Annotated in this window: 11 protein-coding genes; 8 read left to right on the forward strand and 3 right to left on the reverse strand. The window is 50.0% G+C overall.

The window, feature by feature from the left end; genetic code table 11:
- Window positions 1–24: 24 nt before the first annotated feature.
- The 8 genes from AC1Z3W_RS22130 to AC1Z3W_RS22165 all read left to right on the forward strand — a co-directional run bounded on the left by AC1Z3W_RS22130 (window position 25) and on the right by AC1Z3W_RS22165 (window position 12,932).
- Entirely contained in the window at window positions 25–2,088 is a 2,064-nt protein-coding gene (locus AC1Z3W_RS22130) for a glycosyltransferase family 2 protein (RefSeq protein WP_483508444.1), read from the forward strand.
- A gap of 71 nt (window positions 2,089–2,159) precedes the next feature.
- Window positions 2,160–3,278: a KpsE/RkpR family capsule polysaccharide export protein gene (locus tag AC1Z3W_RS22135; RefSeq protein WP_483508445.1), complete on the forward strand. Its 1,119-nt coding sequence runs from the start codon at window positions 2,160–2,162 to the stop codon at window positions 3,276–3,278.
- A gap of 17 nt (window positions 3,279–3,295) precedes the next feature.
- Window positions 3,296–4,423: a polysaccharide biosynthesis/export family protein gene (locus AC1Z3W_RS22140; RefSeq protein WP_483508446.1), complete on the forward strand. Its 1,128-nt coding sequence runs from the start codon at window positions 3,296–3,298 to the stop codon at window positions 4,421–4,423.
- A 15-nt stretch (window positions 4,424–4,438) separates the two neighbouring features.
- Window positions 4,439–5,254 carry an ABC transporter permease gene (locus tag AC1Z3W_RS22145; RefSeq protein ID WP_483508447.1) on the forward strand — a complete coding sequence of 272 codons (816 nt, stop codon included), beginning with the start codon at window positions 4,439–4,441 and terminating at the stop codon, window positions 5,252–5,254.
- Window positions 5,255–5,258: 4 nt separating this feature from the next.
- Window positions 5,259–5,912 carry an ABC transporter ATP-binding protein gene (locus tag AC1Z3W_RS22150; protein ID WP_483508448.1) on the forward strand — a complete coding sequence of 218 codons (654 nt, stop codon included), beginning with the start codon at window positions 5,259–5,261 and terminating at the stop codon, window positions 5,910–5,912.
- An 87-nt stretch (window positions 5,913–5,999) separates the two neighbouring features.
- Entirely contained in the window at window positions 6,000–10,139 is a 4,140-nt protein-coding gene (locus tag AC1Z3W_RS22155; RefSeq protein ID WP_483508449.1) for a glycosyltransferase, read from the forward strand.
- Between the two features lie 16 nt (window positions 10,140–10,155).
- Window positions 10,156–11,655, forward strand: coding sequence for a BNR repeat-containing protein (locus AC1Z3W_RS22160; RefSeq protein WP_483508450.1), 1,500 nt, complete (start codon window positions 10,156–10,158; stop codon window positions 11,653–11,655).
- Between the two features lie 212 nt (window positions 11,656–11,867).
- The gene (locus AC1Z3W_RS22165) at window positions 11,868–12,932 is read left to right on the forward strand and encodes a glycosyltransferase family 61 protein (protein WP_483508451.1); all 1,065 of its coding nucleotides are present in this window, start codon (window positions 11,868–11,870) and stop codon (window positions 12,930–12,932) included.
- A 431-nt stretch (window positions 12,933–13,363) separates the two neighbouring features.
- Here the strand turns inward: AC1Z3W_RS22165 and AC1Z3W_RS22170 are convergent, their stop codons facing one another.
- The 3 genes from AC1Z3W_RS22170 to AC1Z3W_RS22180 all read right to left on the reverse strand — a co-directional run bounded on the left by AC1Z3W_RS22170 (window position 13,364) and on the right by AC1Z3W_RS22180 (window position 16,992).
- A complete protein-coding gene (locus AC1Z3W_RS22170) occupies window positions 13,364–14,275 on the reverse strand; it encodes a glycosyltransferase family 2 protein (protein ID WP_483508452.1) in 912 nt (303 codons plus the stop codon).
- 138 nt (window positions 14,276–14,413) lie between these two features.
- Window positions 14,414–15,580: a nucleotide sugar dehydrogenase gene (locus tag AC1Z3W_RS22175; RefSeq protein ID WP_483508453.1), complete on the reverse strand. Its 1,167-nt coding sequence runs from the start codon at window positions 15,578–15,580 to the stop codon at window positions 14,414–14,416.
- A 53-nt stretch (window positions 15,581–15,633) separates the two neighbouring features.
- Window positions 15,634–16,992, reverse strand: a complete 1,359-nt coding sequence (locus AC1Z3W_RS22180) for an aminotransferase class I/II-fold pyridoxal phosphate-dependent enzyme (RefSeq protein ID WP_124834341.1) — start codon at window positions 16,990–16,992, stop codon at window positions 15,634–15,636.
- Between the last annotated feature and the right edge of the window lie 7 nt (window positions 16,993–16,999).

The following is a 16,999-nucleotide window of genomic DNA, read 5'->3' on the forward strand; positions in this document are numbered from 1 at the left end:
TAATCGCGGATCCAAAGTTGCGTCATGGTTAAGGCAGGTAGTGAAGAAGTGGTGGCTAAAATCGTACATAAGGGGAGTTGGCGTGCTGCCACGGCTTGGCTTGTAGAGGGGCAAGTGGTAGGTAATTCCAAGGCCTGCGTAGCGACTGTCGTGCTGACGATGCATGATGATCGCACGCAGGCGTTAAAAGTCTTAATCAGCAGTAAGGGCCATATCCAGGAACTGGTCAGGACTCCCGCTGCCGTGCGGACTGTCCATTTGATCATGGACAGCGATGAACCCGCCCTTCAAGTCCGATTCCTTCAGCATCGCCGCCTGAGTGTCGCGGAGTACCGCTTGCGGCAGTTCTGGCGGGCGGCGAATACGCTGTACAAGCAACCCATGCGGCGCTGCGCCCGGGCAGGACTTACGCCGGTCACCCTTTTCCGCGATCTTGATCACGCATACGACGTGGCGTGCCGCTTTCGCGCGAACGTGTATCGCGCAGGTTACGCAGGGTGGTATCAGGAGTTCTATGCTATTACGCCGGCGGACCGTGCGTTGATGGCTCGTCGCGTGAAGCGTTGGCAATATTCACCAATATTTAATATTTCGCTCTGGGTGAGCCGGCAAACTACGCAGGCTGATATCGATGCTACGCGTGCCAGTTTGCAGGCGCAGACATATCAGCACTTTAAAGTCGAGGTGCGAGACGATTTCTCAGATGATTTAACCCGGTTGATTTCGACACCGGCCGCTGAGAATTCCTGGCACCTCGCTATCCGGGCTGGAGTGACACTCTCAGAGCAGGCGTTGTTTTGCCTCGCGGATGCTGTCATCAAAACGCCTGATGCTGCTGCTATTTATGCCGATCATGACGTCGCGGGGACTGACGGCCAACTGCGCGATCCCATTTTCAAGCCAGACTGGTCTCCCGAGCTGCTGCGTTCCACTAACTATATCGGCGATGCTTTTGTCTGGAACGGCCAGTATGCGGATCGCCTGCAGGGATTCGGCGTGGACGCGACAGATGTCAACGTGATGCACGCTTTGCTGTTGGCGCTGAGCGAGCTCGGCTCGCCGATGGTCCACGCGCCCGCACCGCTCTGGCATATGACACCACGGGATGAACGGGATGATGGCGCGGAGACGGTTTGTGCAGTGGCCGCGCATCTGCGGCGCATGGGCGTGTCGGCTGAAGTTGAGGGCACGGGGCCGGGCCGTTGTCGGGTGCGCTATCCGGTGGCTGAGCCGGCGCCGTTGGTCAGCATTGTCATTCCTACGCGTGATCAGTTGGGACACCTGAGCCGTTGCATCTCCAGCGTGCTGGAAAAGACGCGCTATGGACCATATGAAATCCTCGTTGTTGATAACCAAAGCACCGAACCCGACACACTGACTTACCTGCAGAGCTTGAAGCAGGTAGCCAATGTTCGGGTATTGCCGTTTGATGAGCCGTTCAATTACTCGCGCATCAACAACATGGCGATCGCCGAGGCGAAGGGCGAACTGGTGTGTCTGCTCAACAACGATACGGAAGTGATTTCGCCGGATTGGTTGGATGAGATGGTCGGAGTGTTGTTGAGTGATGGTGTTGGCGCCGTCGGAGCCAAACTACTGTATGGCGACGGTACGGTCCAGCATGCTGGCGACACTGTTGGACCCGGGGGATGTGCCGATCACTTGCATAACGGGATCGGACGGGACGAGCCGGGTTATATGGGTAGAGCGTTAGTCGCTCAAGATTTGTCCGCGGTTACAGCGGCGTGTCTTCTAACCCGGAAATCCGTTTACCAGGCCGTAGGTGGTCTTGACGAAACGAATCTCAAAGTGGCTTTTAACGACGTAGATTATTGCTTGCGAATACGGGGCATGGGGTTCCGCGTGGTGTGGACTCCGCACGCAATGTTATACCACCACGAATCAATATCGCGCGGAAAGGACGAGTCTAGAGCTCAGCAACGCCGTGCTAAAGCCGAAGTGAGCTATATGCGAAAACGCTGGTCGCATGTGATGCGACATGATCCTTATTACAATCCGAATCTTAATTATCTGCAGCCTGATTTTGCATTAAATGCGACTCCGATTTTTTTGCGTCCATGGTATTGATCGGTGCGTGAGGTGGGGGCGCCGAACGGGGTGAGTCATTGTTCACAATATGAAGCGGAATTGAGAATAAAATGGTTACTGGAAGAATAAAAAAGCATCGACTTCTATTGGGCATGGTCGTTGTGCCAACAATTATTGCTGCAATTTATTATGGTCTTCTTGCTGAGAATCGCTACATAAGTTCATCAGAGGTTGTTGTTCATAAAGTTAGCTCAGATAATGCGAGTGGCGCCGCTCCAATATCTGGATTGGCTGCGCTGATGGGCGGTGGTGGATTGATGGGAGGTTCATCGGCAGAGACACTCTATGTTCGCGAATATGTGACATCTCAAGACATGTTGACGGTGCTTCAACAGAAGTTGCATTGGAGCCAGCATTATGCCGGGAGGCTTCGAGATCCGTGGTATTACTTGCCATCGGATGCCACGAAAGAGAGGCTGTTGAAATACTACCAGCGGATGGTAACGGCTCAGTTTGACGAAGCAACCGGACTTTTGACGATTCAGGTGCAAGGATTTGACCAAGAATTTGCAAATAAAACGTTATCTGCAATTATTGATGAAAGTGATCGGTTTGTGAATGAGATGTCTCACAGGCTGGCGCGCGAGCAGGTGAATTTCGCTGAAGGGGAGTTGGAGCGCTCTCGCCTAAATTACCATGAAAGGCAGATGGCATTGTTGCAATTTCAGGGGAAAAATAACGTCCTCGATGCGCGCCAAGCAGCCGTTGCTAGTAATGACATAATTAATGGATTGCAAGCAGATCTTACCAAGCAAAGCGCAGTTTTGCGTGCTATGCAAGCCAGTTTGAGTGGCGATAGTCCTCAGGTGCGACAGCAAAAAATACAGATTGAAGCGATTCGGAAACAAATTTCCGTTGAAGAGCAGAAGCTGATTTCTGATAATTCTAAAGGAAAATTGAACGTTGTTGCTTCTCAATTCCATGGGCTGGAATTGGATGCTGGTATTGCGGAGGAGTCTTATAAAGCGTCAGTCGCCTCCTTGCAGAGCGCGCAAATTGACGCGACGCGAAAACTGCGGAGTTTGGTTGTTGTCGTAAGTCCGAACATGCCGGATGAGGCTTTATTCCCACGAAGAATTTATAGCTTGTTCACAACTTTTGTTCTTCTGTTGTTGATCTATGGGATTACTCGCTTCGCCATTGCATCAGTCAACGATCATAAAGACTAGGTAGAGTGGCAAACGGCATGAAAAATAGAATTTTGTCGATATATCGAGATATGAAATACATTCGCTCCGCTTGCGGGTTTGCGGTTATTGTTGGTCTTACATTGTTGGGTGGTTGCGGCGTATTGTCTGGCGCCGGACCTCAAATTCTTACTATTAAACACGAAAGTAATTCCCAAGATTCGGACTATCCCTATGAATTGGTAAATCTCTCGGCGACGAATATCGGGCCGTATATGAAGCCCGAAGATAGCCCACTACTAAAGCACGTTGCGCGCCCAGAAGAGCCAGAGGTTCGTCTTATGCCTGGAGACGTGCTGAAGGTCGTCATTTCGGATGATAGTGGCGCCGATAAGACGGTATTTGCTCCACTGGCACAAGGCGGTACGGTGTTTGCTCAAGTGAGGGTCGATGCGCGCGGAAGAATCTCACTCCCCTATATGGGGACGGAAGTCGTGCGTGACGTTACGTTGGCTCAAGCGGAAAACATCATTCGACGTGGTGTAAAAGGGAAAGCTAGTGAACCACAAGTACACATCGAGTTGATTAGTAATCTATCTGCCTCGGTTCTTGTGGCGGGAGCGGTTAAAACTCCGGGGCGTTTTTCTGTTCTGCAAGGACCTCTTACTATTCTTGATGCAATAAATCAAGCGGGGGGGCCGGTCCTCGAGCCGTATCTAATTAACGTAGTGCTTCGTACTGGGAAATCGGTGCGTAGTTACAACTATCAAGATCTTCTGTCGGGGGGGAATGTCCCGGTACCACCAAACTCTGAAATTGTGCTCGAGCGAGCAAGAAAGCGCTTTGTTGCTATGGGAGCGGTTACCCAGCCCGGCCTTCACGATTTTCCGTCGTCCACTCCCAGTCTCTTAGAGGTACTGGGATCAGTCGGAGGACTAAGCGAGCGCACGGCTAATCCAAGTGGGGTGTTCGTATTTCGTTTGGTAAATGGTCGAAATGGAGAGAAGGATAAGGCAGAAGTATTTCAATTGGATATGCGCGAACCTGTTTCGATGTTTTTGGCAAAAAATTTCTTGGTTCAGCCAGATGACACAGTGTACGTAACCAATGCACCAGTGTACGAAATGCAAAAAATCATCTCGCCGATTGTTCAAGTATTGGTTTTGGGGCGGGATTTAAGCAATTGACGGTGGAGAAATATTGTGTCCGATCTTGATTCACCATTTAAGGCGACCCGATCATCTATAAAGATAGTGCAATCGGTTCTTTTCGCTTTATTTATGCGGGAGATGCAAACTCGGTTCGGTGCTCGAAGAATGGGTTTTCTTTGGGTTATTCTGGAGCCGCTGGCGATTCTCGTTGTCATTTTGATATTTCATGCCGTGCTGCGAGCGATGCCGATGCAAGGGATGGATTTCGTTGTATTTTTATTCAGCGGAATCGTTCCCTTTCATATGATGAGAAATATTGCATGGCGCTTAACAGATTCGATACAGGCAAATCAAGGGTTGTTCTCGTACCGACAGGTGATGCCGCTTGATACCTTTGTCGCTCGATTGATTGTCGAATTGTGCACATATTCGTGCGCCTTTGCCATTCTTAGCTTCTTTCTGGGGTTTTGGCTTCAGCGTGATGTGCTAATAAGCAACCCATTGGAATGGCTGGGGGCCGTGGCGGTTGGGGTGTTTTTGTCGTTTGCCTTAGGTGTCGGGTTTGCAATGATTGGGAATTTTGTTCCTAATTCGACTCGGATATGTAAGCTCAGTTTTATTCCGTTATATATCACCTCCGGCGTTTTCTTTCCTATTTGGAACGTTCCGCAGGAAAAAATGTTCGTTTTCGCCCTAAATCCATATGTTGGAATAGTTAATGAAATCAGGCTGGCGACCTTTGATAATTATCCGAATACTAAGGGAGTGGGAATAGAGTATCCGATATGTTTTTCACTCGTATTGATGCTGATTGTGATGATGGCGTATAGGCGGCGACGTCAAATCTTGCGCGCGCCCAAGGTATAGTCAAATGATCGAATTGTCGGCGTTAACTAAATCCTATGTGACGAAAAATGGTCGGAAATATGTTTTTCGGGATCTGTCACTTGTGGTGCCTCCCAATAAAAACATCGCCTTGATTGGAAAGAATGGTGCCGGGAAAAGTACATTGATGCGTTTGCTTTGCGGCACAGATATTCCAGATAGTGGAAGGATCATCACCGACAAACGAATATCTTGGCCTGTCGGCCTCGGTGGTGGTTTTCAAGGCTCACTTACTGGACGGCAAAATGTGAAATTCGTTTGCCGATCGTTGGGAGCTGAGGGCGATCATATGCAGAAGGTGATCGCTTATGTCGAAGGATTTGCGGAGTTAGGTGAGTATTTCGATCATCCGGTCAAAACATACTCTTCCGGCATGGGTGCGCGACTCCGCTTCGGCCTGAGTTTGGCCTTTGACTTTGACTACTATATGGTCGACGAGGCAATGTCGGTGGGGGATGCGCATTTTCGAGAAAAAGCCGCCGAGGAATTTAAGCGTCGAGTGGGTAAGGCAAATCTAATTTTGGTTACGCATGGAATGGGGCAGGTTCGGAAAATGTGCGATATCGTCTTGTTGCTTCGTGATGGACATGTTGAGATTTTCGATGATGTCGAAGAGGGCATAGCCGCATATTCCAAGTAACTCGACGGATTTCTATTGTCTTGTAATTGAAGCGGGTTGTGGTGGCGGTGCCACGCAAATCTCGATGAAGTCGAAAGGGGCCAAAAAATGAGTAAAGAAAATCGTGCTAACTTGAAATCGGCGCGCGAAATGGAAGATGATATTTTAGAAAAGAAAAATACTAAATCCCTGGATGGCCATGAGTTGACTATCGGTCGGATTTTTAAAAAAATGCGCAAGATTACGAGTGGGTCGGAAAAAGGCAAGGGTGGTTCCGCGGCTACTGATTTGTCAGTTATTCGAAATTCCGAGCTATTTGATGTGAACTGGTATTTGCAGCAATACCCAGACGTGGCTATCGCTGGGGTTGATCCGCATATGCATTATTTTCTTCACGGGGCTAGAGAGGGTCGAGACCCTGGTCCCGGGTTTGACACTACCCACTATCTTCGGAGCTATCCGGATGTTGCTGAAAATGGGGTAAATCCTCTGCTTCATTTCCTCAGGCACGGGCAATATGAAGGAAGACTCCCTTTGCCGCAGTTGGGTAGGGTCGAGAGTGCGAGATTTATTCCTGAGAAACTCGACAAGGTCTTGGAGAGAGCCGGTAAGGGATATCTGTTGGCCGAAGTTGACACGTCGTCGGAAAAACAAAAAAATGTGAAAAACAATGAGGCAACGCCGGCGAAGAACTCTAAGACAATCAATGCAACTGCCGCCACTTCTGCGCTGGAGCGAAAGAATGAATCTTTGGGGAGAGAGGCCAAAGATCTAGGAAAAGGTCAATCTTCTATTGCATCAAAAGAACAGATTTCCCCGTCAAAGAAAGTACTTTCTTCTAAATCGATTCGAGGAAATGTAGACATTGTCGATGAGAAGGGGATTGCCGGGTGGGCGGTCGATACCACTAAACCAGGTCAGTCTGTTTCGATATCGTTGTCGGTCGATGGACAATTTGTTTTATCCATGCCGACGTCAAGGGCGCGTCCAGATGTTTCGCGCGCGGGTATGGATGGTAAAGCGGCCGGCTTTTTTATTTCATTTCCGCCCGGTCTTTTGCTCCCGGGTCAGGAGATTGAGGTCCGTGCTGACGGTGTGTTATTGAAAAACGGAAGCACCACTCTCAAGACTGTAAAACCACGCGGAAATATACCACTGCCTGAATATCTCTCCGTCTTCCGCAGAGGGTCAATTCCTCCGGTTACAGTGGTTGTGCCAGTGTTCAATGCTTGGGAGGCTACATCGCGTTGTTTAGAGGCGCTATCGCAAAATCTCATTCTCGATGCTGAAGTATTGATTATGGATGATGCTAGTCCAGACGACCGAATTCCCGCACTGCTAAAAAAGTATAGTGTGCGACCGGGATTTAGAGTCCATAGAAATTCTAAAAATGTCGGATATACCGAGAATGTTAACGCTGCGCTAAAAATGTGCTCGGGCAGAGACGTCGTATTGCTTAATAGTGATACGGTGGTGACTAGGAATTGGCTGCAGAATATGCGGTACTGCGCATATTCCCAATCTCATGTTGCGACTGTCACCGCCTTGTCTGACAATTCGGGTGCATTCTCTGTTCCGGAATTCGGGAAATTTAACCCTCGCCCAGAGCATTTGAGTGCCGACGATGTTGGGTATCTCGTACGTCAGTCTGGTAAGGGCTACGGGCTTCCGGTGCCGACCGGAAATGGGTTCTGCATGTACATTAAGAGAGCCTTAATAGAGGAAATCGGAGGATTCGATAATAAAAAATTTCCTCGAGGGTACGGTGAGGAAAATGATTTCTGCATGCGTGCCATGTATGCAGGTTGGGTGAATTTGGTTTGTGATAAAGCCTATGTTCTGCATCAGAGGTCGCAAAGTTTCCAAGAAGAAAAGACCGAACTAATCGCCGCTGGCGCAAAGCAGCTTTTGAAAGAGTATCCTGAGTATAAAGTACTGACTCAGAGATTCTCTGATATGGAATTTTCCTTATTGCGCTCGAGAATTCGCGGCCGACTGGAGTCGGCGCGTCGCGATAATATTATTCCTAGAATTCTCTACGTTATTTCGACTCAGACCGGTGGAACGCCACAGACGAATCTCGATCTCATGCGTGGAATGCGCGGGCATTACGATTGTTGGCTATTGCACTCCGATGGCGTGCGCTTGACGCTCTCGCATTTGGAGGCGAATGGGCTCGTAGAAGTTGAGATTCGAGACCTTTCGGCGGAAATGGAGCCGTATACTCATCGATCTAATGAGTATGACAGAATCGTTCTCGATATGATGTATCGAAACTCGATCGATCTACTTCATATCCGTCATACCGCGTGGCACAGCCTTGGATTGGCCGAAGCGGCAAAATCTCTAGGAATTCCCGTTGTCTATTCTGTGCACGACTTTTATAGCGTTTGTTATTCGGTAAATCTGATCGATGAAAATAATCGCTATTGTGGCGTCGACCCGCTTGGGAAAAAATTAAATCTTTTGTGGCCAAAATACAACTTGCCAGAGGAGTTTTCATTTCGCTGGCGCAAATCAATGCGTGAATTCATGGGAAGCTGCGATCGGCTGATTACGACCACGCCGTCTGCTGTTTCCATATTTTCGAGTGTTTATCCGGATCAGAAGGAAAAATTCGAGGTTATTCCTCACGGTCGCGACTTCGAGAAATTCTCCTTTGTCGGAAAATGTCCGGCTCCCGGAGAGCGTGTGCGAGTTCTCGTTCCTGGCAATATCTCTATTGCGAAGGGTGCGCTCCTTTTTGAACAGCTATCTAAGCTTGATAAGGATAACCAGTTCGAATTTCATTTCTTGGGAAAGACCATTGCGCAGATAAAGCATTTTGGCGTGCATCATGGAGAGTATACGAGAGATGAATTTCAGAAAAGAGTGGCCGAAATTAAGCCTCATGTAGGCATGATTTTATCGATTTGGCCAGAAACGTATTGCCACACTCTGACTGAAATGTGGGTGTGCGGGATTCCAGTTTTTGGCATCGATCTCGGAGCGGTCGGCGATCGAATTCGAGCTACCGGATGCGGGTGGAATATAAAGCCGGAGGCCTCACCTCAGGAGGTGTTTGCTTATCTAAAGAAAGCGATTCGAGATGAAAAGGAATTTTCTCGAAAACTCGAGGCGGTTGGTAATTGGCAGGCGGGCGAGGGAACGTACGGCACAACTGCCAATATGGCAAGCAAGTACAGAGAAATCTATTATTCGCTGCTTCGGCCTCAGCTCAAACCTTTGAGTCGAGTAGGAGTGCTACTCCGTGGCGAAAATGGGGAGGATAACGGGGCGATAGATGATGTGCGAATTCTACGTCCGCTGATTGCGGCAGCCGCGGAGGCAGCATTGGACATCCGACCAGTTTCTATGCCTTGGCTGATGGCGGGCGGAGCTTCTCAATTAGACAGCCTTGTTGTACAAGACGGGGCTATCTCATCGCACGACGCAAGAAAATTTTCTGACATTTTAAATCGGGCTGGTCTGCCATGGATTTATGATGTGGACGGCAGGGAGTTCGCGGGCGTCAGAATTCCAGATCTTGTATCCAGAGCCTCCTTGGTGACCTGCTCATCTGATATTGCCGCAACGAGCTTAAAGTCAAAAATCCGACGGGTTGAAATTATTGAAAATGCACTGGATGACGATGCTTGGTTGGCGCCTTTGAGTCAGAACTTCGTTGGGGAAGTCGCAAGACGTTACGGGTTCAAGAGCGGAGTTCAGCGTCTGCTTTATGTGAGCTCAAAATCTAAAGCCATTGACGTGGAAATTTTGGAGTTGGCGCTGAAGGAAGTTCTCGAAAAAATTCCGACACTGCATGTCATTCAAATTGGGGACGGGAAACAGCTTTCCATGGCGGATTTTGTTGAAATGCCACTGTCGATTTCTTCGTATCAGGACTATGTTTCATGGTTTAGGGCGCTGTGCAAAAATTCCACTATGGCTGTTTCTCCGCTCATCGACGAGAATTCAGACCAAATTGAGGATCTGACTTACTTAGACTATGCGCTCGCGGGGATTCCGGCCGTGTACAGCAATGTTCCTGCATATAAACAGGTAGTTGACGGCCGCTCAGGTTTGATTGTGAAAGGCAACAATTCCGAATCTTGGGCTTTTGCTGTGCTAAAAATTCTTAATGAGAAAACGTTGCGGAGCCACATTAGAAAAAATGCCGCAAATAGTCTATGCTTACTCCAGCGAGATGGGGTGGCGAAGAAATGGGTACAAGCTGTTCGGTTTCTTCTCGATGGGCGCGAGAAATGATGCAAGCGAGTGGTGATTGATCCATTTTCTGCTGCTGGCTCATCTCTCAGTTGGATCATTGATAAATGATGAGGATGTGCCAGCCTATAACGGGAGGGTTCTTGGAATGATCTACTTTAGACGAAAGTTGACCTGCGGCATATTTTTGACTTCTCTGTTTTTTGGAGGAGGCGGAGTGGCAGTGGCAGCTGAGATGGATTGCCATCAAATTTCGCCGGTTTCGATGGATAACGGCGGAAGGAAATACACTATCGACTATGGTTGGTCAGGTACTCAGATCGGTTATGAAGGTTTGAGTGATGGCAAAAAAATATATACTGCATACTACGACGCCAATCGATGGCTTACCGTTGCAAGCCTTCAACTGGATAATGGGGAATTGTGTAAAATCCGTCTCGGATCTCAATTTAGTGGATGGGATAGTCATAAATATCCAAAACTTTTTTTGGATAGTGAAGGAGTGTTGCATGTTGCGGCGAACATGCACGACTCTAATTTGGTCTACGGGCACGGTGAAATTCCGAGAAGTATTAAAGATTTCACGTTGACCGGTATGACGGGTGTTGATGAAAATCATGTGACATATCCTCGATTCCTCCATACTAGAGAGGGTGGGGAGCTATTTTTTTATAGAAATGGGAGTAGCGGAAATGGTGCTTGGTATATAAATAAGCTTGAGCACGGGAAGTGGTCGAAGTTGATTGATAAGCCGATCTATACTGACAGATGGGAAGGAAGTCCTGTCAGTGCGTATCCTTCATCTCCTCTCCTAGATCAGGCTGGGTATTACCACATTGCCATTGTGTGGCGTAGAAATTCAGACGTTTCCTCGAATTTCGCACTTAGTTATGTAAAAACTGCAAATTTCGTCAACTATTTCTCGGTTGATGGTGTCAAGTTGAAGCTACCCGTTTCTCCCGAAAAATCTGCTCTGATCATAGCGCCTGGGCCTATGAAGGGGTTGGTAAATAACGCTCAAGTAGCGGTGGACGGGAGCGGTAATCCCGTCGTGTTTTATACGAAGTACGATAGTAATGGGATGAATGGTGCATTTGCTGCCGATTTTAGAAATGGCAAATGGGTCGAGCGCCTGATAGATTCTTCCACGTCTCGCGTTGCTATTCAGGGTGGGGGGTCGATCAAGATGCCGGTAAGTTTTGGGGGGGATCTTGATGCAATCCCGGGTGAGACGGCGGTATCTGTCTCCGTAAAACTGGCGGGAAAGCCCACTACTAAGTACGTTGTTGATACGGAAAATCTGGCAATCGATCGTGCGCCTCAAGCGGGTAGTAAAAAGGCTTCTGCGATAACGCTATCTATTCCGGATGGACTGGAGCAGGCGGTTGTTACTAGTGGTCCCATAAATTATGAAAAGGGTTTTAAGGTCAAGAGGGTTGGATCAATTGTGTACTATGCCCAACTTCCCAATGGTGATCGCCCTCATAATTGCACGCCTGCCTTTCCAAAGGCGTGTCAGCCTATAGCTTCTCCAATTGAGATTGTATTGGATAAGTGATGTGACTCGACCGATTCCTGATCGAGAGTCTCATGAGTTTTTAATATGAGGCTCTCGATATTAACCTGATTGACATGCGCGAGGATGAAGTGTACAGTAATCCGCCATGAAAGTTTGGACATGGGCTCGGCGTTTACGCGAAAATAAATTATGTAAATTTATTAATAATTCGTGGTCGGGTAAAGGTGTGGCAAAACATTGGTAAGCGCAATATGTCTTTTGTAACTAAGCCGATATCGGCAATCGAGTATGAGCAACTTGGTGTCATGGAGAGGGAGGATTTTTCTCTGAGACGTCCACTTATTGTAAATGAAGATATTATTCCGGCCAAACAATTGGCCTCTATGAAGAAATCTTGGGTTGCAGAAAAATTCCGGGGCAGGCCAATCCGGATATATCGTTTGCATGATGTTATTGTTGCCGGTCAAGGACTTGTTTTGACCAAAGACATGGAGGTGGTGCAGGAGTCCGTAACTCAGCATAGTGTTGAGGAAATTGAGCGCATAATTAAAGATGTCTCGAGTCGAAGCGGATTTGATAGAGTCGACAGTGAAGCTTTATTGCTGCGTAAACGAGGTGAGCAGAATTATGGCCATTGGTTGGTGGAGTGTTTGCCAAAGGCCTTGATAGCGGCTGAGTTTTTCGCGCCAGAATTGCTCGTGGTTCCTAACGTAGGCCACGGGATGAATCGAGTGATCTCGGATTCATTAGAGTTAGTCGGCTGCGGAGCTATTCCTCGCTTGCCTATGCAAGAAGGAGAGTGTCGCTTATTTTCTAAATTGGTCATTGTAGATGGTTTGACGAGCCACGGCTCCTATATGTCTCCGGATGTTAGGCGTGCGTTGGAGACGATGCGAGGGAGGGCAACCGGCATCGGCGAGAAGAAGGTTCTAATTCGTCGCACCAATTTAAATCGCTCCATCTCGAATGAAAATGAACTAGCCGAAAGACTAGCGCAGCACGGTTTCGTCTCGGTGGATCCGATCGGAATGACATTGGAGCAACAAATATCTGCTCTCCAAGATGCGGAGGTCGTTGTTGGAGCAATGGGAGCTGCGATGACCAATATCGCATTCGCAACTCCCGGCGCAAAGATAATTAATATCTCGCCTGCAGTGATGCCGGATACGTTTTTTTATTTCTTGGCGTCGATTAGAGATCAAATCTATATGGAAATGCGCTGCCCGATCGACGATGAGGCGAAGGGTCGGCACAGTAATTTTACGGTGGACATCGACGCGGTCGTTCAAAATCTGAAAGAATTGAAAGTTATTTGAGATCATTGCGCATGTTACAAGCCCCTTCTTTGAGGAGAGATCAATCGATAGAGAGTGGCGGTGTGCCGGTAGAGTTCATATCCCGGCAACTTGATTTCCGAATTTCCATCGCTGCGGTCTCCTTGAAGAGGGGCATATGAGTAATTCCTAAATGTATCGAGTCTCCTCGATGACTAGCCTTGACGGACGGGTGTCGCGATAAGTTCGCGTCATACGCGTCGATGTTCAGGCGGCGGCTGATATGACAGTGAAGTGAGTTCCTAATTTTCTCGATGTGGAAGCTTGGGGATTTTATTTCCGAAAAAATTGAATTACTGAAGATCGACGGCGCAGGCCGCATCAATGGAAATGCTGCGAGTCGATGTGGCGAGCCCCCGCGTGTGATGGTGTCCTTCGAATGACTGATTCTGTTTGGTAGGTTTATTGGTCATTTATTTCCAATTTATTAGTCGCGATATTGCATGCTTAGGCTGTGTTGCTTGCATTGCTTGCGTCTCGTAGCTGCTGGCGATTATGGTCGCGAGGCGATCGATTTCGGCATTCGTGGCTACTGAAAATTTTGCCGCTAATAGGCATTGCTCGTCATTTCTGTCGTGATGAAGGAAATAGCGTTTATGCTTGACGCGTCCTTCCTTCGATGCACTACCTCTTCGACTTTTTCCTAAGAGAAACTCTTCGAGCGATTTTGTTGCGTAGTGATTTATTCTGACGCCATTCCAGATTGCTTTGTCACTTAATCCGTGTCCGTGTTTGGAGTGAGGTGTGAGCTCATCGCCAAGTGCGTCCACATAGCGTCCGTAGTTGATATGTGCATGATGCGGGTTAAGGAAGCTTGTGGCATTTTCAGGGCGCACTATTGTTTTGTAATGGTGGTGAACGCTGAATTCCTTCTTGGCGCGTTGGGTAAAGCGATCGATTACCAGGCCATCCTCGATAAAGACAGCTCCCGATGACCCAAAGTTGGCCCAATTCAAGGCGAGCGCAGAAACGTCCGGGTCGTCGAAAATTGTTTGAATAAATGGTTTTATAGATGTCGTGTTGTCCATCGGAGTGATGAATTCATCAGCATCTATAAACGCGATCACGTCACATTTTTTTTTGGCAAGAGTTAGTAAGGCAGTGTAGGCTGGAAGCTGCGGTTTTTTTCCTGGAATTGTTGGCGTGTCGATGAAATTGACAATTCCACCAGCCTGCAAGGCGGATAGCATCTCTCGAGTACCATCGGTGCTGTCATTATTCGCGATGAAAAATTGATCGACTCCCACAACACGATGGTACGCGATCCACTCTAATAAGCTATCTGCCTCATCCTTAACGATAGCTGCTAGGCCAAGAGTTAGCATGATTGGCTATCCGATTTTTGAGTGAAAAAAACTTTACTAAGAAACATGTGCTATCGATGTGGGGCGAAAGTTCTGTGCTGTCGACGGGTGTATGAGGTCTTTTCTTGATGGAGTTTGACTGTTTAAAATCTTGTCAATTTAATCGTTTCCGAAAAGATCGCGTGTGTAGACTTTGCTTTCCACTTCTTTCAGTGAGGTGGACATTCGATTGCTGATGATGACGTCTGCCTCGGCCTTGAATTCTTCGAGATTCTTGATGATTCGAGAGTTGAAGAAGGAGTTGGCGTCTAAGGCCGGTTCGTAAATAATAATTTCAACGCCCTTTGCCTTGATCCGCTTCATCACGCCCTGAATGCTTGACGCCCGGAAGTTGTCCGATCCGCTCTTCATGATCAGGCGATAGATCCCGACCACCTTCGGCTTGCGGCGCAGCACGTCTTCGGCAATGAAATCCTTGCGCGTCGTGTTGGACGCCACGATCGCCTGAATCAGGTTCTGTGGCACAGCCGTGTAGTTGGCGAGGAGCTGCTTGGTGTCCTTGGGCAGACAGTACCCACCGTAGCCGAACGACGGGTTGTTGTAATGGCCGCCAATCCGCGGATCAAGACAAACCCCGTCGATGATCTGCCGCGTATCCAGCCGGTGCGTTGCTGCGTAGGTATCGAGTTCGTTGAAGTACGATACACGCATCGCGAGGTAGGTATTCGCGAAGAGTTTGATGGCTTCCGCCTCCGTCGAATCGGTAAAAAGAACCGAGATATCTTTCTTGATTGCACCTTCCTGAAGCAACTCGGCGAACACCCTGGCTCGTTCCGATTGCTCGCCGACGATGATACGCGACGGATACAGGTTATCGTGCAGCGCGCGGCCTTCGCGCAGGAATTCAGGTGAGAAGATCACGCGGTCGCAATCCAGCTCTTGTCGAACCTTCGCAGTGTATCCGACCGGCACGGTCGACTTGATCACCATCACCGCGTGCGGATTGATCGCCTTGACGTCCTTGATCACGGCTTCGATCGAGCGCGTATTGAAGTAGTTGGTCTCCGGATCGTAGTCCGTCGGCGTAGCGATGATGACGTAGTCCGCTCCTTCATAGGCGTCGTGCTTGTCCAGCGTCGCACGGAAGTTCAGGCGCTTGTTCGCGAGATAATCCTCGATCTCGGTATCGATGATCGGAGACTGCTTGCGATTAAGCATCTCCACTTTCTCGGGAACGATGTCCAGCGCGACGACTTCGTGGTGCTGAGCGAGCAGGATACCGTTGGAAAGCCCGACATAGCCGGTGCCGGCGATAGCGATTTTCATGAGTCGTTGATTGATTTGGAATTGGAATGGACCGCGTACTCAACGTACCGGGACTATCGTTTCTCGAGCAACCCCTTCATTGCCTGCACGGTCTGGTCGATCTGCGCCTCACTATGCGTGCAAGCGATGAAAAACCTCAACCGAGCCGACTGCTCCGGCACCGCCGGATAAAGAATGGGCTGCACATTGATGCCTTGCTCGAACAGGGCGTCCGACCACTTGGTCGCCCGTAGCGAGCTGCCGAGAATCGCCGGAACGACAGCAATCCCCGCGCTGCTGCCCGTATCGATCCCGGCCGCCTTGGCCTGCGCGAGGAAATACTGCCCGCGTGCCTGAAGCGTTGCCACGCGCTCGGGCAATTCCAGCATGCGCCGCAGCGCCGCGAGCGAAGCGGCCGCGACCGGCGGCGGCATCCCCACGCTATACAGGAACCCGGGCGCCAGAAATTTCAAATGCTCGACGAGCGCCGTCTCGCCGGCGATATAACCGCCGCAGCCGGCCAGCGATTTGCTGAGCGTGCCCATCCAGATATCGACGGCATCGCCGGCAAGGCCGAAGTGCTCCCGAATCCCGCGCCCCGTCTTGCCCATCACGCCTAGCGAGTGCGCCTCGTCCACCATCAGGAACGCGCGGTGGCGGCGCTTGATGTCGACAAAGCGTGGCAGGTCGGGGTAGTCGCCGTCCATGCTGTAGATGCCTTCCAGCACGATCAGCACGCGCTCGAACTGATGCCGCTGTTCCGTCAGCAGCCGCTCGAGCGCATCGGCGTCGTTGTGCGCGAACGAAAAGCGCTTCGCGCCCGACAGCTGGATCCCCTGCAGCACGCTGTTGTGGATCAGTTCGTCGTGGATGACGAGATCGCGCGGGCCGAACAGGTAGCCGATCGTCGTCACGTTGGCCGCATGGCCGCTCACGAACGTGATCGCGTCGTCCACGCCGTACAGATCGGCGAGCGCCCGTTCGAGTTCGCGGTGGATCGGACGTTCGCCCGACACCAGGCGGCTCGCGGATACGGATGTGCCGTAGCGGTCGATCGCATCCTTGGCGGCTTGCGACACGACGGGGTCGCCCGACATGTCGAGGTAGTTGTAGCTGGCGTAGTTGACGTACGTATGACCGGCAATGCTGGTTTGCGCACCGGCCGTCCCTTCATGCAGCTTGAAGAACGGGCTGCGCACGCCAAGGCGGGCAGCGCCGTCGCTCATGATGCGCAACTGCCGATAGCCCGGGTATTGGTCGAAGCGCGTGTAGGCTTCCGGCACGGAAGCCGCCGTTCTGCGACCCGCCGCCGGCGCGGCCGCGGGCTGCTCGCGCCCGGCTTCGCGCAGCTTGCGCTCGAGCGCCTGCTGGATGAGCTTGTTCTTCAGGGCCGAGGTGAGGCCCGGCAGTCCGGTGGTTTTGGTCTTGCTCATATCGCGC

The sequence above is a fragment of the Burkholderia sp. 10_S31 genome (assembly GCF_056930375.1).

Coding starts and splice junctions, on each gene's coding strand:
- AC1Z3W_RS22130 (WP_483508444.1), top strand. CDS start 25: ATGGTTAAGGCAGGTAGTGAAGAAGTGGTGGCTAAAATCGTACATAAG.
- AC1Z3W_RS22135 (WP_483508445.1), top strand. CDS start 2,160: ATGGTTACTGGAAGAATAAAAAAGCATCGACTTCTATTGGGCATGGTC.
- AC1Z3W_RS22140 (WP_483508446.1), top strand. CDS start 3,296: ATGAAAAATAGAATTTTGTCGATATATCGAGATATGAAATACATTCGC.
- AC1Z3W_RS22150 (WP_483508448.1), top strand. CDS start 5,259: ATGATCGAATTGTCGGCGTTAACTAAATCCTATGTGACGAAAAATGGT.
- AC1Z3W_RS22155 (WP_483508449.1), top strand. CDS start 6,000: ATGAGTAAAGAAAATCGTGCTAACTTGAAATCGGCGCGCGAAATGGAA.
- AC1Z3W_RS22165 (WP_483508451.1), top strand. CDS start 11,868: ATGTCTTTTGTAACTAAGCCGATATCGGCAATCGAGTATGAGCAACTT.
- AC1Z3W_RS22170 (WP_483508452.1), bottom strand. CDS start 14,275: ATGCTAACTCTTGGCCTAGCAGCTATCGTTAAGGATGAGGCAGATAGC.
- AC1Z3W_RS22175 (WP_483508453.1), bottom strand. CDS start 15,580: ATGAAAATCGCTATCGCCGGCACCGGCTATGTCGGGCTTTCCAACGGT.
- AC1Z3W_RS22180 (WP_124834341.1), bottom strand. CDS start 16,992: ATGAGCAAGACCAAAACCACCGGACTGCCGGGCCTCACCTCGGCCCTG.